This is a genomic window from Falsiroseomonas sp. (assembly GCF_030695085.1).
GTDB lineage: Bacteria > Pseudomonadota > Alphaproteobacteria > Acetobacterales > Acetobacteraceae > Falsiroseomonas.
This window is the reverse complement of the sequence record NZ_JAUYTS010000088.1, coordinates 18,823-38,891: the sequence shown is the minus strand read 5'-3', so window position 1 is coordinate 38,891 and position 20,069 is coordinate 18,823. Positions and strand designations below refer to the sequence as shown.

General features: G+C 71.6%; 13 protein-coding genes. 11 read left to right on the top strand and 2 right to left on the bottom strand.

What is annotated here, in order from left to right:
* Window positions 1-36 precede the first annotated feature (36 nt).
* Together Q8S40_RS10915 and Q8S40_RS10910 are read left to right on the top strand one after the other, a co-directional pair.
* On the top strand, window positions 37-1,944 hold the full coding sequence (locus Q8S40_RS10915) for an autotransporter assembly complex family protein (RefSeq protein WP_305670409.1): 1,908 nt from the start codon (window positions 37-39) through the stop codon (window positions 1,942-1,944).
* Window positions 1,928-5,800, top strand: coding sequence for a translocation/assembly module TamB domain-containing protein (locus Q8S40_RS10910; protein WP_305670408.1), 3,873 nt, complete (start codon window positions 1,928-1,930; stop codon window positions 5,798-5,800). The genes Q8S40_RS10915 and Q8S40_RS10910 overlap by 17 nt, the downstream gene beginning before the upstream one ends.
* 1 nt (window position 5,801) lies before the next feature.
* Here the strand turns inward: Q8S40_RS10910 and Q8S40_RS10905 are convergent, their stop codons facing one another.
* A complete protein-coding gene (locus Q8S40_RS10905; RefSeq protein WP_305670407.1) occupies window positions 5,802-7,484 on the bottom strand; it encodes a class I SAM-dependent methyltransferase in 1,683 nt (560 codons plus the stop codon).
* 47 nt (window positions 7,485-7,531) lie between these two features.
* Here Q8S40_RS10905 and Q8S40_RS10900 point away from each other — a divergent pair, with 47 nt between their 5' ends.
* The 3 genes from Q8S40_RS10900 to Q8S40_RS10890 are packed head-to-tail and all read left to right on the top strand — an operon-like array spanning window position 7,532 to window position 11,219.
* Window positions 7,532-9,346 (top strand): ABC-F family ATP-binding cassette domain-containing protein, encoded by a 1,815-nt coding sequence (locus tag Q8S40_RS10900; protein WP_305670406.1) that lies wholly within the window; start codon window positions 7,532-7,534, stop codon window positions 9,344-9,346.
* Window positions 9,343-10,557: a Xaa-Pro peptidase family protein gene (locus tag Q8S40_RS10895; protein ID WP_305670405.1), complete on the top strand. Its 1,215-nt coding sequence runs from the start codon at window positions 9,343-9,345 to the stop codon at window positions 10,555-10,557. The genes Q8S40_RS10900 and Q8S40_RS10895 overlap by 4 nt, the downstream gene beginning before the upstream one ends.
* 5 nt (window positions 10,558-10,562) lie before the next feature.
* Window positions 10,563-11,219 carry a glutathione S-transferase family protein gene (locus Q8S40_RS10890; RefSeq protein WP_305670404.1) on the top strand — a complete coding sequence of 219 codons (657 nt, stop codon included), beginning with the start codon at window positions 10,563-10,565 and terminating at the stop codon, window positions 11,217-11,219.
* Between the two features lie 3 nt (window positions 11,220-11,222).
* On the opposite strand, the gene Q8S40_RS10885 is transcribed toward Q8S40_RS10890, so the two are convergent.
* Window positions 11,223-11,915 carry a FadR/GntR family transcriptional regulator gene (locus Q8S40_RS10885; RefSeq protein WP_305670403.1) on the bottom strand — a complete coding sequence of 231 codons (693 nt, stop codon included), beginning with the start codon at window positions 11,913-11,915 and terminating at the stop codon, window positions 11,223-11,225.
* Window positions 11,916-12,044: 129 nt separating this feature from the next.
* Between Q8S40_RS10885 and Q8S40_RS10880 the strand changes: the two genes are divergently transcribed.
* The 6 genes from Q8S40_RS10880 (at window position 12,045) to Q8S40_RS10855 (ending at window position 20,066) form a co-directional block, all read left to right on the top strand.
* A complete protein-coding gene (locus Q8S40_RS10880) occupies window positions 12,045-13,034 on the top strand; it encodes a tripartite tricarboxylate transporter substrate binding protein (protein ID WP_305670402.1) in 990 nt (329 codons plus the stop codon).
* Window positions 13,031-14,494 carry a sulfatase gene (locus tag Q8S40_RS10875; RefSeq protein ID WP_305670401.1) on the top strand — a complete coding sequence of 488 codons (1,464 nt, stop codon included), beginning with the start codon at window positions 13,031-13,033 and terminating at the stop codon, window positions 14,492-14,494. Before Q8S40_RS10880 ends, Q8S40_RS10875 begins: the two co-directional genes overlap by 4 nt.
* A gap of 13 nt (window positions 14,495-14,507) precedes the next feature.
* The gene (locus Q8S40_RS10870; protein WP_305670400.1) at window positions 14,508-15,476 is read left to right on the top strand and encodes a tripartite tricarboxylate transporter substrate binding protein; all 969 of its coding nucleotides are present in this window, start codon (window positions 14,508-14,510) and stop codon (window positions 15,474-15,476) included.
* An 8-nt stretch (window positions 15,477-15,484) separates the two neighbouring features.
* On the top strand, window positions 15,485-16,966 hold the full coding sequence (locus tag Q8S40_RS10865) for a sulfatase-like hydrolase/transferase (protein ID WP_305670399.1): 1,482 nt from the start codon (window positions 15,485-15,487) through the stop codon (window positions 16,964-16,966).
* Between the two features lie 4 nt (window positions 16,967-16,970).
* Window positions 16,971-17,903 (top strand): formylglycine-generating enzyme family protein, encoded by a 933-nt coding sequence (locus tag Q8S40_RS10860; RefSeq protein WP_305670398.1) that lies wholly within the window; start codon window positions 16,971-16,973, stop codon window positions 17,901-17,903.
* Window positions 17,904-18,113: 210 nt separating this feature from the next.
* A complete protein-coding gene (locus tag Q8S40_RS10855) occupies window positions 18,114-20,066 on the top strand; it encodes a BCCT family transporter (RefSeq protein ID WP_305670397.1) in 1,953 nt (650 codons plus the stop codon).
* The last annotated feature ends 3 nt before the right edge of the window (window positions 20,067-20,069 follow it).

Here is a 20,069-nt window from a genome sequence, read left to right as displayed (position 1 = left end):
TGCAACCGGCGGCCATTTCGGACGCTTCCTGACTGAGTGAGACAGATTCTGAGACCAATCCTCCTTATTCCCGTCCTGGTTGCCCTGCCCCTGCTGGGCGCACCGGCGCTCGGCCAGCCCGGCGGCCAGCCAGGCGGACAACCCCGCGCGCCCGATGTGGCGCCGGCGGAGATTCCCGTTCCGGGAACGCTGCCCTACGTCACGACGCTGGCCCCGACCGGTGTGGAGGCGCTGGACGAACCGCTGCGCGAGGCCTCTCGCCTCATTCGCCTGGCGGACGAGGCGCCGGTGGATGCCTATGGCCTGGTCGCCCGTGCGCTGGGCGAGGCGCCTTTGCTCGATGCCGTCCTGCGGGCGGAGGGCTACTGGTCCGCTCAGTTCGAGATCATCATCGCCGGCAGCCCGGCCGATGCCCCGGGCCTGGGCCAGCGCCTGGCGGCCGGCACGACAACGCCCGTGCCGGTGCAGGTTCGTGTCATTCCCGGCCCGCGCTACACGCTGCGCCGCATCACGCTGCGCCCGGAAGCGCCCGCCGGCGCCGCCGCGGTGCAGGCACTCGGCGCGCCGCAAGGGCTGGAGACCGGCGCCCCGGCCCGTACCGGGCCGGTGCTGGATGCCGAATCCGATCTGCTGAGCCGGCTGCGAATCGCCGGCTACCCGCTGGCCTCGGTGGTGGACCGGGAGGTTCTGGTGAACCACGAGGTCCAGGCGATGGATGTCACCTGGATTCTCGCCCCCGGTCCCGCCGCAAGCTTCGCCCCGCCCGAAATCGCGGGCGATACCGCGGTCAGCCAGCGGCTGATCGCCCGGATCACCAACCGCCTTTCCGGCCAGCCCTACGCGCCTGCCACGCTGGAAGCCACGCGCCGCGAATTGCTGGCGCTGGGCGCCTTCGACACGGTCCGCGCCCGGGCCGGGGAACGGCTGGACGCGGCCGGGCGCCTGCCCGTCACCTTCACCATGACGGACCGTCCGCGCAATGCGGCCGGCGCGACCCTGGCCTATGAGACCAATTTCGGCCCCTCCGCCACGGTCTATTACGAACGGCGCAATGTCTTCGGCCATGCGGAGCTGCTGCGGACGGAGGCCTCCGTCTCGCGCCTCGGCAGCGATACGCGCGACGCCAATTATCGCATCGGCGCCAATTTGCGGCGCCCGGGGCTGATCGATGGCCGGACATCCCTGGTGCTGGATGCCGCCGCGCTGCGGGAGAGGCTGGATGCCTATGACCGCGACGCGATCACCACCTCGGCCCTGCTGGAGCGTCCCTTCGGCAAGCGCTGGGTGCTGCAGTCCGGCCCGACCTTCGAGACCGGGCGCATCGGCCGCGATGGCGACATGAGCGCCTTTACCCTGGCCGGCCTTGTGATGGGTGCGCGCTATGACAGCACGGATGACCCGCTGGACCCGCGCCGCGGCCTGCGCGGCACCATCAATGTCGTGCCCTATGCCGATATCGCGGAGGGCGGCGGCTTCGTCCGCGGCATCGGCACGCTGCGAACCTATTTCGACCTGGCCGGCTCGGGCGGCACGGTGCTGGCGCTGCGCGGCACGGTCGGCACCCTGGTGGGCGCGGATCGCGCGGTGCCGCTGGACAAGCGGTTCTATGCCGGCGGCGGCGGCTCCGTCCGCGGCTATGCCTATCAGAGCATCGGCCCACGCGATGCGCGGGGCCGGCCGGATGGCGGGTCGAGCCTGGTGGAAGGCTCGGTCGAGATCCGCCAGCGCGTCTCCGGCGCGCTGGGGATGGTGGCGTTCCTCGATGCCGGGTCGATCGGGCAGACGGAAACGCCGAGCTTCGACGAGGTCCGCATGGGCGCCGGCCTGGGCGTTCGCTACGCGACGGCAATCGGGCCGCTGCGACTGGACGTCGCCATTCCGCTGAACAAGCAGGACGGCGATGACGGGTATGGGTTGTATGTCGGACTTGGCCAGGCCTTCTGAGGCGCAGCCCAGCCCGCCACCCCGCCGCCGCCGCTGGCTGCGCTGGGGGCTGGGCCTGGTGCTGGCGCTGCTGCTGCTTCCGGTGCTGCTGGTGGGCGGCGGGCTGCTGTATGCGAATACGGAAGGCGGCCGCACGCGGCTGGCCGGCCTTGTGGAGTCCTTCGTCCCCGGGCTGACGCTGGAAGGGCTGCAAGGCCCCCTGCCCGGCCGGCTGGCCATCAGCCGCATCGCCATGGCGGATGAGCAGGGCATCTGGCTCGAGATCCACGATGCCGAGCTGGATTGGAACCCGATGGCGCTGCTGGACCGGCGCGCCCACATCACGCTGCTCTCGGCCGCCCGCCTCGCGCTGCACCGCCTGCCGCCCGGCGGGCCGGATGAGCCCGATGCACCGGCCGGCCCGCTGCTGCCGGAACTGCCGCAGCTTCCGGTAGCCTTGCAGCTCGACCGGCTGGAGGTGGCGCGGATCGAGCTGGCGGCGCCGGTGCTTGGCGAGGCCACGCTGCTGCGGGCGGAGGGCATGGCCCTGCTGGATGCGGCCGGGCTGACCAGCACCTTCAACATCACCGCGCCGGAGGGTGCGACCTCGCTGGCCCTGCAGGCCGCGCTGCGCCCGGCCACCGGGCGGCTTTCCGCCGAAATCCGGCTGCGCGATGCCGCTGGCGGGCCGGTCTCGCGCCTGATCGGCCAGCCCGATCGGCCGGTGGTGCTGGACCTGACGCTCGACGGGCCGGCCGAGGCCGCAGCGCTGGTCCTGCAGGCACAGGCCGGGCCGGGGCTGGCGCTGGACATCTCGGGCACCGTGCGCGCGCCGGACATGGATAATCTGGGCGCCGAGCTGCGCGGCACCGCCGACGCCAGCGCCTTCCTGGACGGCCCGCTGGCCGGGTTGGCCGGGCCGCTGGCCTTGGTGCTGGACGCCAGCCGCGGGCCGGATGGCGCCATCGCGCTGCGCGCCCTGCGGGTGGAGGGCGCCGCCGGCCAGATCGCCGCAAGCGGCCGCATCGCCGGGGACATGATGGACTCCGACCTTGCGGTGCAGGCCGCGCTCGCCGGGTCCCGGGCCTTCGCGGCGCTGCTGCCGCCGGGGATTGTGGGCTGGGACGGGCTGGACCTGCGCGGCACCGTCACCGGGCCGCTCTCGGCGCCGCAGGTGGACGCCACCCTGGCGGCGCGTGGCTTCACCTCCGCCCAGGCGCAGCTTGCCACCCTGCTCGGCGCCTCGCCACGCCTGGCGGTGCGGGCCACGGCGCCGGACCGCATCGGCCAGCTCACTATCGAGGGCGCCGCGATCCGGGCCGAGGCGAGCGGGCTGGTGGGGGAGACGCTGGACCTGCGTTTCGGCGTCGATCTCGCCTCGGTCGAGGGCGCGGCGCCGGGTGTGGCAGGTGCATTGCGGCTGACCGGCACAGCGCAGGGGCCGATCGGCGACCCGACCCTGGTGGTGCAGGCGGCCTCCGACCGGCTGGAAGTTGCGGGACATGTGCTGGAGGCGCTGGCGCTGGAGGCACGCATCGCCAGCCCGGCCTCCGCCCCCGCGGTGAACGCCCAGGCCACTGGCCGCTTCCAGGGATTGCCGCTGGCGCTCGATGTGCGCGGCGGGCCGCAGGCGGATGGGCGGCTGCGGCTGGAGGCGGCGACGGCCAGCCTCGGCCCGGCGCAGCTTGTGGCGCAGGGCGTGCTGGATCTCGCCACCACCATCTTCGACGGCACCGCCCGGCTGGCGGTGGCCGATCTGGCGCCGCTCTCGCCGGTTGCCGGCGTTCCGCTGGCCGGATCGCTGCGGGTGGATGCGACGCTGGCGGCGCAGAACGGCCAGCAGAAGGCCGAATTGCGCCTTGAGGTCCCGCGGCTATCCGCCTCCGGCACCGAGGTGCGGCGCCTGACGGCGACGGTGGATGGCACGCTTGCGGCACTGAACTTCGCCGTGGCGGGCGTGGTGGCGGAGGCCGAGATCGAGGCGCGTGGCCGGCTGACCGGCCAGCCCGACGGCGCCCAGCTTCTGGAACTCGCCGCGCTGCGCGGCACGGCGCAGGGCGAGACCGCCCGTCTCGCCGCCCCGGCGCGGATCGTGCTGCGTGCCGATGGCGCGGTGGAGGTGGCGGCGCTGTCGCTCACCAGCAGCCGCGGCGGCACGGTCGATGTGGCCGGCAGCTGGTCGAATGCCCGCGCGGATATCCGTGCGCGCATCGCCATCCCGGACCTGGCGACCCTGGCCGCGCTGCTGCCCGATGTGGCGCCGACCGGCGCGGTGGCGGGCGATGTACGGATCACCGGCCCGGGCGGTGCGCCCGAGGTCGCCGGCACGCTGCGCGTCAGCAATCTGCGTTCCACAGCCGCCTGGGCGCGCGGCCTGCCGGCGGTGGAGATCCAGGCGGAGGGCCGGCGCGGCGCGGATGGCGCCATTTCCGGCCGTGCCACCGCCAATGCCGGCAACGCCACCCGCCTGACCGCCACCGCCAACCTGCCGCGCGGGCCGGAGGGGCCGCTGGAGGGGTCGCTCGATGGCCAGGCCGATCTCGGCGCGCTGACCGCGCCGCTGCTGGCAGCCGGTGCGGACCGCGTCGCCGGGCGCCTGACGCTGGCGCTGCGTGCCGGCGGCACGGTCGCCAATCCTGTGCTGGGCGGGCAGGCGCAACTGGCGGGCGGGTCCTATCGCAATGCCGTGCTCGGCGTGGCGCTGACGCAGCTTGCTGGCACCATCTCCGCCGCCGGGCCGCAGCTTCGAGTGGATCTGACGGGTAACACCGCCGGCCAGGGGCGCATCGGGCTGAACGGCACGGTGGACCCGCTGACGGCGGGGATGCCGGTGAACCTGGCGCTGCGTGCGACGGCGGCGCAGCCGGTTTCCTCCGACCTGATCACCGCCACGCTGGATGCCGAGCTGGCGCTGACCGGCATGCTCTCGACCGGCGCCCGGCTGAGCGGGCCGTTGCGGCTGCGCCGCGCCGATATCCGCATCCCGGACCAGCTTCCGAGCACGGTCCGCAGCCTCGGCCCGGTGACCGAGGTGGGCCGTGTGCCCGGCCGCGCGCTGCCGCCGTCACGCCCGACGGCGAATGGCCGCAACGGCAACGGCCCGGCCAATGGCGGCGGCTCCGCCCTGCCGATCGCGCTCGACCTGCGGCTGGAAGCGCCGCGTGGCGTCTTCGTGCGGGGGCGCGGGCTGGATGCGGAGCTTGGCGGCTCCCTGGGTATCGGCGGCACGCTGAGCAGCCCGGAGATCACCGGCGGGCTGGCGCTGGTGCGCGGTGAGTTCCAGATCCTGGCCCGGCGGCTCACCTTCAGCCGCGGACGCCTCGATTTCAGCGGCGGGCTGATCCCCGACCTGGATTTCGAGGCGACCAGCCAGACCGGCGGCACCACCGTGCGCGCCACCGTCACCGGCCCACCGAGCCTGCCGGTCATCACCTTCTCCTCCACGCCGGAGTTGCCGCAGGATGAGGTGCTCGCCCGGCTGCTGTTCGACCGGCCGATCAGCGCGCTGTCGCCCTTCGAGATCGCGCAGATCGCCGAAGCCATCGCCGGCGCCACGGGCCTCGCCGGCGGCGGCGCCACCGGCGTGCTGAACCGGGTGCGGCAGACGCTGGGCCTGGACCGGCTGGCGGTGGGCGGCGGCGGTGAGACGGCGGCACGGCGGACGGAGGCGGAACAGCGCGGCGGCCCGACTTTGGAGGCCGGGCGCTATGTCGCCGATGGCGTCTATGTCGGCGTGCGGCAGGGCGCCGAATCCGGCTCCTCCCGCGTCGGGGTGCGGGTGGATCTGACGCCACGTATCAAGCTGGAAGCCGAGACCGGCGACCGCGAGGCCGGTGAGCGGGTCGGCGTCAGCATGGAATGGCAGTGGGGGCGGTAGCTCAGGCCAACCCCGGCACGCGCCGGAGCAGCGCCGCATCCAGTGCCGCGCGCCGCGCCCATAGGCTGCGATACCAGTCCAGCCGTGGCGCCACCTGCCGCGCCAGCAGCCGCTCCGCCCGCACCCATTCGCGTGCCGCTTCCGCCATCGCCAGGGCGCGGGCCGGCTGGTCGAGCAGGGCGCGCAATTCCCGGCCCAGGCTCGCGGCATCGGGCACGATCAGCCCCGTCCCGCCATGGCGCAGGCTGCCGGCATAGACCACCGGGCTGGCCAGGCAGCACAGGCGGTGGCCGCCGGCCTCGATGGCCTTGAGGTCCGACTTCATGCGGTTGAAGCGGGTATCGGCCAGCGGCAGGAAGGCCAGCTCGCAGCCGGCCATCAGCTTGCGGTAGCCGGCGTAATCCGTGGTGGGCGTGAAGCGCTTATGCGGCGTGCCCAGCGCGGCGAAGCTGGCCTCGTCATGCACCACCTCCACCGCCAGCCGCCCCCCCGCCTCGGTGAGGATCTGGTTCAGCATGGGCAGGAAGGGGGCGATATCGGCCTGGCGGTTCAGCGCGCCGAAGAACAGGGTCAGGCGCGACGGGTCGCGGAAATTCACGGGGTCGGGCAGTTCGGCCAGCGCGTTCGGGAAGACCGCGATCTCGTCGTTGAACGCCGAGAGCAGGTCGCGCAGCGGCGTGGTGGAGGTCTGCACCGCATGCACGCCGCGGAAGGCCAGGTGGTCGTTGCCGGCGATCGACGGCCAATGCGCCGGGTCATCGTCGAATTCCTGCACCAGCACGGCGCCGGTGGCGCGCAGGCCGCGCAGGTAGTCCACACTCTCCGGCCGATCCAGCAGGCGGCGTTGCAGGATCAGCACCCGCGGCACCTCCGGCTCCAGCTTCGGCAGTTCGGTGTCCTGCCCGGCGCGGGTGGCGACGCCCGGGCGGGTGGCAAGCGCGGCGAAGGGTTGCAGCACGCGCACATCATTCACCCCGCCCACCGGGCGCAGCGTGCGGGCGGCCAGCACAAGCGGCACCGGGCGGCGGCGCCCGGCGCGCCAGACATATTGCAGGGGGGCGGAGCGGCGCAGCCAATCCTCCCGCGTCGTGCCGAGGGCGGCGAGTGCGGGTTCCACCTCTTTCGCGAAGGCTTCGGCGCGCGGCAGGTCGAAGATGCGCGGGGCGACTTCCAGCGGCACCAGGCCGGCCGCTTCCAGGGCCTGGCGCATGCCATCGCGGGTGAACCAGCGCAGATGGGTGCGGTCGAACAGCCCGGTATCCTCGTACCGCCAGCGCCCGCCGAGCAGGCGGGCGGCGAAGGACCAGTGTTCGATATTCGGCACGCAGGCCAGCAGCACGCCATCCTCAGCCAGCAGCGCCGCATCCCGCTTCAGCACCGCCCAGGGGTCGCGCAGATGTTCCAGTACGTCGCCGAAGATCAGCGCATCCAGGCTGCCCGCGGGCACGGGTGGCGGCGCGGCCTCGATATCCAGGCGGTGCACCGCGTCGTAATGCGCCTCCGCCAGCGTGGCCAAGGCGGGGTCCGGCTCCACCGCCTCCAGCCGCGCCGCGGGGTTGCGGCGCCTGAAGGCCGCACCGAGCGCCCCGGCGCCGCAGCCGACATCCAGCACGCGCCGCGCATCCAGCGGGATGCGCGCCAGCAGATGCGGGTTGGCGGAGGCGCCGTAGGTGGGATCGGTCACGGCCGCGATGCTTGACGTGCGGCGCCATGGCACGCAATCCCCCCGCCATGGCCCTGCCCCCCCTGCTGCACCTTCGCGATATCCGCCTGCGCCTCGGCTCCACCCAATTGCTGGATGGGGCGGAAATTGCCGTCTCGGCGGGAGACCGGCTGGCGCTGGTCGGCCGCAATGGATCGGGCAAATCGACCCTGCTGAAGATCGCTGCCGGCATCATCGATTCCGATGCCGGCACGGTCTTCACCCAGCCCGGCGCCACCATCCGCTATCTGCCGCAGGAACCGGACCTCGCCGGCTTCGCCACCACCGGCGCCTATGTCGCCGCCGGCCTCGGCCCGGGGGATGACCCGCACCGGGCGCGGGTGCTGCTGGAGGGCCTCGGCCTGACCGGGGAGGAGCATCCCGGCAATCTGTCCGGCGGCGAGTCCCGGCGCGCGGCGCTGGCCCGCGTGCTGGCGCCGGAGCCGGATATCCTGCTGCTGGATGAGCCGACCAACCACCTCGACCTGCCGGCGATCGAATGGCTGGAACAGGAACTGGGCCCGCTGCGCAGCGCGCTGGTGCTGATCAGCCACGACCGGCGCTTCCTGGAACGCCTTTCCAAGTCGATGGTCTGGCTGGACCGCGGCACCACCCGCCGCCTCGACCAGGGCTTCGCCCATTTCGAGGCCTGGCGGGACCAGGTACTCGAAGAAGAAGAAATGCAGGCCCACAAGCTGGCCCGCAAGATCGTGCGGGAGGAGCATTGGCTGCGCTACGGCGTCACCGCCCGGCGCAAGCGCAATGTGAAGCGGCTGTCGGGACTGCAGGATCTTCGCAAGCGGCACCGCGAGCGGATCACGGCACCTGGCACGGTGCGGATGGCTGCGAGCGAGGGCGATGCCTCCGGCACGCTGGTGGCGGCGCTGGAAGGTGTGACCAAGGCCTTCGGCGATGCGCCGCCCGTGGTGCGCGACTTCTCCACGCGGATCATGCGCGGCGACCGGGTCGGCATCGTCGGACCCAATGGCGCGGGCAAGACCACGCTGCTGAACCTGCTGACCGGGGCGCTGAAGCCGGATGAGGGGCGCGTGCGGCTCGGCGCCAGCCTTGAGATGGTGACGATGGACCAGACGCGGGACAGCCTGGACCCGGCGACCTCCCTGCAATCGGCGCTGACCGGTGGCTCCGGCGACCAGGTGCGGATCGGCGGCGAGGTGAAGCACGTCATCGGCTACATGAAGGACTTCCTGTTCCTGCCCGAACAGGCGCGGACGCCTGTCTCGGCGCTGTCGGGCGGTGAGCGGGGGCGGCTGATGCTGGCACGCTGCCTGGCGACGCCGTCCAACCTGCTGGTGCTGGACGAGCCGACCAACGATTTGGACCTCGAAACGCTCGACCTGCTGCAGGAATTGCTGGCCGAGTATTCCGGCACCGTCATCGTCGTCAGCCATGACCGCGACTTCCTCGACCGCGTCGCGACCAATGTGATCGTCAGCGAGGGCAATGGCGCCTGGCAGGATTATGCCGGCGGCTATTCCGACATGGTGGCGCAGCGCGGCCGCGGCGTGCAGGCGAAGGCGCGCGCCGCTGCGGCCGCCGCAGCCTCCGAACGCGGCACGGTGGACGCGCCGCGGGCCGTGGCGAAAGCAAAGATGTCCTTCAAGGACAAGCACGCGCTGGAATCCCTGCCCGGTCGCATCGCGCTGCTGGAGAAGGAGATCGGCCTGCTGCAGAAGGCCCTGGCCGACCCGGCGCTCTACACCAACGACCCGCCCGGCTTCGCGGCGCGCAGCAACCTGCTGGCGAAGAAGCAGGCGGAACGCGCGGCGGCCGAGGAAGACTGGCTGCGCCTTGAGATGCTGCGGGAGGAGATCGAGGGATGACCATCGGCGTCGGCGGATCCGATTTCGCCACGGAACTCGCAGGCATCCGCAACCAGCGGGATGCGGTGCCGCCGATCGGCGCCGAGGAACATGCCCGCCGCGTGGATCGCGCCCAGGCGCGCATGGCGGAACTTGGCATTGCCGCCCTGTGGCTGGATGGCACGACGAACCTCGCCTGGATGACCGGGTTGAAGCATGGCCAGTCCGAACGCCCGGTCGGCGCCGTGCTGCCGGTGCGTGGCCCGCTGACCTATCTCTGCCCGGAATTCGAGGTGGAGAAGCTGAAGACCATGCTCACCCTGCCCGGCGAGGTCCGCGGCTGGGAGGAGGATGAGGACCCCTACGCGCTGTTCTCCGACATTCTGCGCGCATCCGACGTGGCCGGCGGCACCGTGGCGCTGGATGAGATGGCGCGGGTCTTCGTGGCGGAGGGGCTGCGCGCGGCGCTGCCGAACCACCATTTCGTGGCCTCTGGCGCCGTCACCGGCTACCTGCGCCAGCGCAAGACGGAGCATGAGGTGGCGCTGCTGCGCCAGGCGATGGGGATGACGCTGGAAATCCAGGCCGCCGCAGCCCGTGGCCTGCGCGAAGGCGTGACCACCACCGAGGTCGGCGAATTCTTGGCCGCCGCGCATCGCAAGGCCGGCTTCGATGGTGGCCCCGCCTTCTCCATCGCGTTGTTCGGCGAGGCCACCGCCTATCCGCATGGCGTGCCCTATCCGCAGGTGCTGAAGGATGGCGATGTGGTGCTGATCGATGTCGGCGCCCCGCTGCATGGCTATGTCTCCGACATCACCCGCAGCTACGTCTTCGGCACGCCGACGCAGCGCCAGCGCGACATCTGGAACCTGGACCACGCGGCGCAGGCCGCCGGCATCGCGGTGGCGAAGCCCGGCAGCACCGGCGGCGCCATCGATGATGCGGTGCGCGGCGTGGTGGTCGCCGCCGGCTTCGGCCCAGGGCACAGGACGCCGGGCCTGCCGCATCGCGCCGGGCATGGCATCGGCATGGATGTGCATGAGGGGCCGTATTTCGTGAAGGGCGGCAAGGAAATCCTCGCTCCCGGCGTCACCGGCAGCATCGAGCCGACCATCGCCATCTACGGCGAATTCGGCATCCGGCTGGAAGACCACATCGTCATCACCGAGACCGGCGCCACTTGGCTGACGCAGCCGGCGAAATCCGTCGATGACCCGTTTGGGCAGGATTGAATCAGATGCTGACGATCTATGGCTGCCTGCGCTCCCGCGCCTCCCGCAATGTGTGGCTGGCGCATGAGGCGGGGCTGGAATTCCGCCATGTGCCGGTGGTCCAGGCCTATCGCCTGGCCAACCCGGACGCGCCGGATGCGCCGCTGCACACGCGCAGCCCCGAATTCCTGTCGGTGAACCCGAACGGCCAGATCCCGTCCCTGGTGGATGGCGACCTCGTGCTGCATGAGAGCCTCGCCATCAACCTGTACCTCGCCCGCGCCCATGGCGGCACGCTGGGTCCGGCCGATGCGGCGGAGGATGGGCTGATGGGGATGTGGTCGTTCTGGGCCGCGACCGGGTTCGAGCCGCACAGCATCGAGATCCTGTACAACCGCGTCGGCAAGCCCCCGGCCGAGCGCGACGCCGCCAAGGCGGAGGCCGCCATCGCCGCGCTGCGACAGCCGGTTGCCGTGCTGAACCAGGCGCTGGCCGCCACGGGATATCTGGTCGGTGGCCGCTTCACGGTGGCGGATATCAATGTGGCGGAGGTGGTGCGCTACGCCTTGCCCGCGCCGGAGCTGTTCACCGAGGCGCCGCATGTGCTGGCCTGGATCACCGCCAGCCACGCCCGCCCGGCCTTCCGGCAGATGATGGCGGATCGGGACAAGGAAGCGGCCTGAGCGTCAGCCGCCGAGCGCCGCCATCCGGGCACGACGCACCGCCAGAAGGTGCCGGCGCATTGCGGCCCGCGCCGCCGCGGCCGCGCCGGCCGCGATGGCCTCCGCGATCTGCGCATGCTCTCCAAGATTCTGCCGGCGCCGCAGCGGCGATACCGCCAGCCGGGTGAGGCGGGAGGCGACGGGCGCGGCCTGGTCGCGCCACAGATCACCCACGATGCGCGACAGCACCGGATTGCCGGAGGCCTCGGCGATGGCCAGGTGGAAGTCCCGGTCCGCCAGGTCGCCGACGCGGCCCGCCACCGCCTCCGCGCGCATCCGGCCAAAGGCCTCGGCCACCGCCAAGCGCGCCTGCGCATCGGTGCTGCGGGCGGCCAGCGCGGCGCAATCCGGCTCCACCAGCAGCCGCGCCTCCAGCACATCGAAGGGGCCGGGCGCATCGGTGGCGTCCCGCATCGGCGGCGTGGCGGCGGCGCGCACATAGACGCCGGAGCCGCCGCGCACCTCCACCAGCCCCTCGATCTCCAGCGCGATCAGGGCCTCCCGCAATGAGGGCCGGCTGACATTCAGCCGCGGCGCCAGGTCGCGTTCCGAGGGCAGGCGGCTGCCGGGCGGCAATTCGCCGGCGGCGATCATGGCGGCGATCTGCTCGGCGATGCGGCGGAACAGGCGGCGGGGTTCAAGCGGCTGGAAGGGCATCCGGCGTGTATCCGGGCGGTTGACAGCTCTGGCAAGGCGGCGCCAGCATGGCTCAACTGGTCAGGCCACTTTGCCAAATAGACATCGGGCCAAACAAGGACCAGACCGAGAATGGGAAAGGGAAACGCCATGACGACGCCTTCGGCAATCGGCCGGCGCGCGGTGCTGCTCGGGGCTGCCGCCATGGGGCTGGCCGGCCCGGCCCTGGCGCAGGGCGCGGCACCCTGGCCCTCCCGCCCCATCCGCTTCATCGTGCCCTTCGCCCCCGGCGGCGCTTCGGACACCACGGCGCGGCTGACCGGGCAGCATCTGTCGCAACGCCTGGGCCAGCCCGTGGTGGTGGAGAACAAGGCCGGCGCGGCGTCGGTCATCGGCACGGCGGAGGCGGCGCGGGCGGCGCCGGATGGGCACACCATCCTGCTGGCGCCGCCGCCCTTCGTCATCACGCAATTCGCCTATCCGAACCTGCCCTATGACCCGGAAACCGCCTTCCGCCCGGTGATCCTGCTGGTCACCAGCCCTTCGCTGCTGTTCTCCCGCACCGGGCTGGCAACGCGCGGCTGGCCGGAAATCCTGGAAATGGCGAAGGCGCGGCCCGGCGTGCTGACCTATGGCAGCCCCGGCAATGGCAGCCTGCCGCATCTGGCGATGGAATTGCTGAAGCTGCGCGCGGGGGTGGATATCCTGCACGTGCCCTATCGCGGCGGCGGCCCTGCGGCGGCGGACCTCGCCGGCGGGCGGATCGACCTGATGATCTCAAGCCCGCTCGACATGGCGGGCAACCTCGCCGGCGGCCGCGCCGTGCCGATCGCCGCCGCCACCGCCCGCCGTGCCCGCGCCTTCCCCGACCTGCCGACGCTCGGGGAGCTCGGCGTGCCGGATTACGACAGCGCCGGCTGGTTCGGCGTGGTGATGCCCGCCGCCACGCCGGATGCCATCGCCACGCGGCTGAACGCCGAATTCCAGGCGGTGCTGCAGGTGGAGGAGGTGGCGGCGCGGCTGCTGACCCTGGGCGTCGAGCCGGCCGGCGGCAGCGCCGAGGATTTCCAGCGCCACCTCACCGCCGAACGCAATCGCTGGCGCGTCGCCGTGCCGGCTGCCGGAGTAACCGTGCAGTGAAGCGACCGAATATCCTGTGGGTCTGTACCGACCAGCAGCGCTGGGACACGATCCGCGCGCTGGGCAACGCGCATATCCGCACGCCCGCCATGGACAGCCTGGTCGCCTCCGGCACCGCCTTCACGCGCTGCTACGCGCAATCGCCGATCTGCACGCCTTCCCGCGCCAGCATGATGACCGGGCGCTACCCGGCGACGCATCAGGTGCAGCGCAACGGCAATGCCTTCTGGCCGGCGCATGAGGTGCTGGTGACCAAGCGCCTGGCCGATGCCGGCTATGATTGCGGGCTGATCGGCAAGCTGCATCTGTCCGCCGCGAAGTACCACGAAAAGCGCGTCGATGACGGCTACCGCGTCTTCCACTGGAACCACCACCCGACGCCGGATGCGGCACGCGGCGATGACTATGAGCATTGGCTGCGGCATGAGAAGGGCGTCGATCCGCAGGCCTTGTATCGCGACAAGGGCGCCTTCTGCGGCCCCGGCGTGCCGGCGGCGCTGCATCAATCCACCTGGTGCGCGGAGATGGCGATCCGCTTCATCACCGACCGACGCGACGCGCCCTGGTGCCTGTCGCTGAACTTCTTCGACCCGCACGCACCCTTCGACGCGCCGCCGGAGGCCCTGGCCGAGGTCGATGCCGCGACGCTGCCCCTGCCCTTGTGGCGCGACAGCGACGGCGAGCGCTGGGTGGATTTCCAGGATGTGGACCAGCAACAGGTCCGCCCGCAGGACCCACGCATCCGCCATGCCGAACAGCCACCGCCGCCTGCCGAGCGCGACCACGACAAGGTCGCGAGCCATGTGCCGGAGGGCTACGACGCGCTGCAGGTGAAGGCGAACTACTACGCCATGATCGAGCATCTGGACGCGCAGCTCGGCCGCATCCTGGCCGCGCTGCGCGACAGTGGCCAGGACCAGGACACGATCGTGCTGTTCCATTCCGACCATGGCGAGATGCTCGGCGACCACGGGCTGGTCCTGAAGGGCTGCCGCTTCTTCGAGGGCCTGGTGCATGTGCCGATGATCTGGTCCTGGCCGGGACACATTACGCCCGGCCTGGTGAGCGACGCGCTGGTCGAGCTGGTGGACATCGCGCCCACCCTGCTGGAGGCGGCGGGAATCGACATCCCCTGGACGGTACAGGGCAGATCGCTGCTGCCGATCCTGCAGGGCCGTGCCGACCCGGCGCGCCACAAGCCGCATGTGGTCTGCGAATTCCACGACGCCATCGGCGCCGGGCGCGACCACAGCCACGGCACCATGGTGTTCGACGGCCGCTACAAATCCGTGATCTATCACGGCCACCCCATCGGCGAGATCTTCGATCACGCAACCGACCCCGGAGAATTCGACAATCTGTGGCACGATCTGCCGCTGCGGGCGGAGCGATTGAAATTTCATCTGGATGCGATGGCCGGCACCACCAGCGCGGGTCCACCGCGCAGCGCCAATTACTGAAGGGAGGCTCACCATGATCGCTCGCAGGCTTCTGACGCTGCTTGGCGCCGGGCTGCTCGCCGCGCCGCTCCTGGCCCCGGCAGCGCAGGCCGCCTGGCCGGAACGGCCGGTGACCGTGGTGGTGCCCTACCCGCCCGGCGGTAACAACGACATCCTGGCACGCCTGCTGGCGCCGATCGTGGAACGGCAGATCGGCCAGTCCCTGGTCATCGACAACCGGGGCGGTGGCGGCGGCACGGTTGGCGCCGGTGTCGCCTCCCGCGCCGCGGCTGATGGCTATACGGTGCTGTTCGCGGATATCGGCATCCTGGCGATCGCGCCGCATCTGTTCGCGCGGCTGCCCTTCGACCCCGACGGCTTCGCGCCGATCCTGCGCCTGACGGAGGTTTCGCTGCTGGTCGGGGTGCCACGGGAATCGCCGCACCAGACACTGGCCAGCCTTCTCGATGCCGCCCGCGCGCGGCCGAATGCACTGACCTTCGCGACGCCCGGCAATGGCACGGCCGGGCATCTGGCGACCCAGATGCTGATGTCGCTGGCGAATGTGCAGATGACGCATGTGCCCTATCGCGGCAGCGCCCCGGCGCAGACGGACCTCACCGCCGGCCATGTGAACCTGCTGATCGACGGCACGCTGCTGCCCGCCGTCACCCAGGGCCAGCTGCGTGCCCTGGCCGTCACCGGCCCCAGCCGGTCGCCCTTCACGCCGGACCTGCCGACGGTGGCGGAGGCGGGGGTGGCCAACTACAATTTCCTGTCCTGGCACGGCGTGGTGGCGCCTCGCGGCACACCGGCCGAGGCGATCCGGCGCCTCAATGCCGCCTATAATGCCGCCGTGGCCGATCCCGGCGTGCAGGCCCGCGCCCGCCAGCTCGGCCTGCCGCTGAAGGGTGGAACATCGGAGGAATTCGCGGCGTTCATCGCCGCGGAGCGCGCCAAGATGGGCCCGCTGGTGCGCGACAGTGGGGCGCGGGTGGAGTGAGCGGCAGCATGAAGCGACCGAACATCATGCTGGTCACGGTGGACCAGTGGCCGGCCTCCCTCATGGGCCATGCCGGCCATCCCACCGTGCTGACGCCGACGCTGGACCAATTGGCCCGCAACGGCGTGTGCTTTCCGAACACCTATTCCGAATGCCCGATCTGCATCCCGGCACGGCGCACGCTGATGACGGGCAACACCGCGCGCATCCATGGCGACCGCAGCTTCGACCCGGTGGCGCGCATGCCGCCGCAGCCGACGCTGGCGGCCACGCTGGGGGCCGCCGGCTACCAGACCCGCGCGGTCGGCAAGCTGCATGTCTATCCGCCGCGCGACCGCATCGGCTTCGACGATGTGCATCTTGCGGAGGAAGGCCGGCCGCATCTCGGCGGCTATGACGACTACGACCTGTTCCTGGCCGACCAGGGTTTTCCGGGCCAGGGCTTCAACCATGGCATGAACAACAACGACTACCTCTGGCGGCCCTTCCACCTGCCGGAGCATTGCCATGTGACCAACTGGACCACCTGGAAGATGTGCCGCGAGATCAAGCGGCGGGACCCGACGCGGCCCGGCTTCTGGCACCTGTCCTACACCGCGCCGCACCCGCCGCTGGCGCCGTTGCAGGCCTATCTCGACATCTACCGCGATGCCGAGCCGCCGGTGCCACCGGTCGCCGACTGGGCGCAGGACGAGGCCGCCCTGCCCTATGCGCTGCGTTCCATCACCGACTACTGGTCGCATGTGAAGCCGCACCATCTGCGCGGCATCCAGCGCGCCTTCATGGCGCTGTGCACGCATATCGACCATCAGTTCCGCCTGGTGCTCGGCACGCTGCGGGAGGAAGGGCTGCTGGACGACACGGTGGTGCTGTTCACCGCCGACCATGGCGACATGCTCGGCACCCACGGCCTCTGGGCCAAGCGCATCTTCTACGAGGATAGCGCGCGGGTGCCGACCATCCTGCTCGGCCCGGCCGGCGATGCCCGCACGGCGCCCGGCAGCGTCGACCGGCGGCTGGTGCAGCTGGCGGATGTGATGCCGACGCTGCTGGACTTCGCCGGCGTCACCCCCGCCGCACCGATGGAGGGGCTTTCGATGATCGGCGATGCGCGGCGGGAAGTGCTGACGGCGGCCTGCCGCGACGATGCCTCCGCCACCCGCATGGCGACCGATGGGCGGCACAAGCTGATCTGGTATCCCAACGGCAACACGATCCAGCTGTTCGACCTGCGGGAAGATCCGCAGGAGATGCGGAACCTCGCCGGCGACCCGGCCCTGGCCGATGTGCGGGCGAAGCTGGAAGCAGCGCTCGTCGCCGAGGCCTGGGGCGTCGATACCGGCTGGATCGCGGACGGAAAGCTGGTCGGCACCCCGGCTAAGACGTTCCAGGGCCAGACCAATCGGGGCCTGTCCGGCCAGCGCGGCTTCCACTTCCCCCCGCCGCCACAGGCCGGGGCGGATGTCGTGGTGGGGACACCCGGAGGCTAGGCGCGTGGAGGCCCCCACGAAATCCTGCTGCGTGCCCGCCATGGGGCGCGCGGCAGGCCCGACCGCTAACCTGCCCGCGGCCGGTGGAGGCGACGAAAGCCTGGTGGTCGCGATCCCTGGCGGCACCGTCACCATGGGCACCGACACGCCCGTCTTCCGCGAGGATGGCGAAGGCCCGGCGCGGCGCGTGACCCTGCGCCCCTTCCGGATCGACGCCCACGCCGTCAGCAACCGCCGCTTCGCCGCCTTCATCGCCGCCACCGGCTACCGGACGGAGGCGGAGCGCTATGGCTGGTCCTATGTCTTCCACAGCTTCCTGCCGCCGGGCACGCAGGCGCCAAGCCCGGAGGGAACGCCCTGGTGGCGCCAGGTGCAGGGCGCCCATTGGGCGGCGCCGGAGGGGCCAGGTTCCTCCATCGCGGACCGGCTGGACCACCCCGCCACCCATATCGCCTGGAACGATGCCGCCGCCTTCGCCGCCTGGGCCGGCGGCCGCCTGCCGGGGGAGGCGGAATGGGAGCATGCGGCCAAGGGCGGCGTTGATGCCGCACGCTTTCCCTGGGGTGCGGCGGAGCCGGATGACGGCAACGCGCTGTGCAACATCTGGCAGGGGCGGTTTCCGGCCCAGAACACCCTGTCCGACGGCTTCCTCGGCACCGCGCCGGTGGATGCGTTCCGCCCGAACGGCTTCGGGCTGTTCAACGCCTGCGGCAACGTCTGGGAATGGTGCGCCGACCCCTTCCGCATTCGCTCCCTCTCGGCCGCGGCGAAGCAGCGCAACCAGGCCGCGGCGGCGGAGCGGGAGCGGGTGATGAAGGGTGGGTCCTACCTGTGCCACCTCAGCTACTGCTACCGCTACCGCATCGCCGCCCGGTCCGGCCGCAGCCCGGATACCTCCGCCGGGCATACCGGGTTCCGCCTGGCCTATGACCGGTAGCGAGCAGCCACAACGGCGCGCCGGCTGACCATCTGGCGCCTCGGTAGCCACTGCACCCGCGGCGCATCGGCGTAGTCTGGCGTGGTCGTTCCGGCCTCGGTGGTTTTCGGCGGCCGTGCTGGCGCCTATGGTGGGAAGCCCAGGGTTCTCCATCACCCGCAAGCAAGGCATCCGCCATGACGCGCGACCTCCGTGCACCCCGGCCCGGCCGTGGCTGAGCCACCCGCCTTTCCCAGCCGTTCCGCCATCTGCTGGCCGGTATTCCTGTCCGCGAGCTTCGTGCTGCTGGCGCTGGTTCTCTACGCCGGCCTGTGGCCGGAAGGCGCCGCCGGCACCTTCACCGCGGCGCAGGCCTGGGTGATCCAGAGCTTCGGCTGGTTCTACATGCTGGCCGTCGCGATCTTCCTGGTCGCCGCCCTGCTGCTCGCCTTCGGCCGGCATGGCGCTGTCCGGCTCGGCGCGGATGAGGAGACGCCGGAATTCGGCAATGGGTCCTGGTTCGCCATGCTGTTCAGCGCCGGCATGGGTATCGGCCTGATGTTCTTCGGCGTCGCCGAGCCGGTGATGCACTATGCCGCCCCGCCCCCCAACACCGCCGGCGTGCCGCAGAGCTTCGGCGCGGCGCGGGAGGCGATGATCTCCACCTTCTTCCACTGGGGCCTGCATGCCTGGGCGATCTACGCCATGGTGGGGCTGGTGCTGGCCTATTTCGGCTTTCGCCGCGGCCTGCCGCTGACGCTGCGTTCCGCGCTGTACCCCTTCCTTGGCGAGCGATTCCGCGGCTGGCCGGGACATGTGGTGGATAGTTTCGCGGTGATCGGCACCATGCTCGGCGTCGCCACCTCGCTCGGCTATGGCGCGGCCCAGGCCAATGCGGGGCTGGCGCACCTCACCGGCATGCCGACCGGGCCCTGGGTGCAGGTGGGGCTGATCGCGGGCATCATCACCATTGCGCTGGGCTCCGTCATGCTCGGGCTGGATGGCGGCATCCGGCGCCTGTCGATCCTCAATCTCGGCCTGGCGCTCGGGCTGATGGTGTTCGTGCTGGCCACCGGGCCGACGCTGTTCCTGGTGCAGGCCTATGTGCAGAATACCGGCGCCTACCTGGCCGATATCGTCGGCCGCACCTTCCGGCTGCATGCCTATGAACCCTCCGGCTGGCTTGGCGGCTGGACCTTGCTCTACTGGGCCTGGTGGATCGCCTGGTCGCCCTTCGTCGGCATGTTCATCGCCCGCATCAGCCGGGGCCGGACCATCAAGGAATTCGTGCTCGGCGTGCTGGTGGCGCCGGCTGGCTTCACCTTTGCCTGGATGACCGTGTTCGGAAACACCGCCATCCAGATGGACATGGCGCAGGGCGGCTGGCTCTCGGCGGCGGTGGGGGCGGATGTGACCACCGCGCTGTTCCGCTTCCTGGAAGCGCTGCCGCTTTCCGCCATCACCAGCTGGGCGGCGACGCTGCTGATCGTGACCTTCTTCGTCACCTCCGCCGACAGCGCGGCGCTGGTGGTGGACACCATCGCCTCCGGCGGGTCGGAGGAAAACCCGGTCTGGCAGCGCATCTTCTGGTGCGTCGCCATCGGCGCGCTGGCGGCGGTGCTGCTGCTGGCGGGCGGGCTTTCGGCTTTGCAGACCGCGTCCCTGATCGGCGCGCTACCCTTCACCGTGATCATGCTGATCGCGACCTGGGGGCTGGTGCGCGCGCTGAACGAGGAGGCGGATGCGCGCACCGGGCATGCGCCGGCCCGCGCCCCTGCGGCCTCCGATGGCTGGCAGCAGCGGCTGGGTGCGGCGCTGCACCGGCCGAGCCGCGCCACGGCGGAACGGCATCTGCACGCCGCCATCCGCCCGGCGCTGGAGGCGGTGGCGGAGGAGATCCGCAAGCGCGGCGGCCAGGCGGAGCTGGTGGCCGAGGATGGCCGCGCCGCGCTGGCGGCGGAGCTGCCGGGCGGTGCGCGCTTCACCTATGCGGTGCAGCTTCGCGCCATGAAGGAGGCCGCCTTCGTGCTGGCCGGCGCCCAGCCCACCGAGGCCAGCCGCCATCGCTGGTGGCGCGCGGAGGTGGCGGGCGCCGGCTATGACGTGTTCGGCTGGACGCGGGATGACATCATCGGCGATGTCATGGCCGTGCTGGACCGCGCCCTGGTCCGCGCAGGTCGCTGAGAG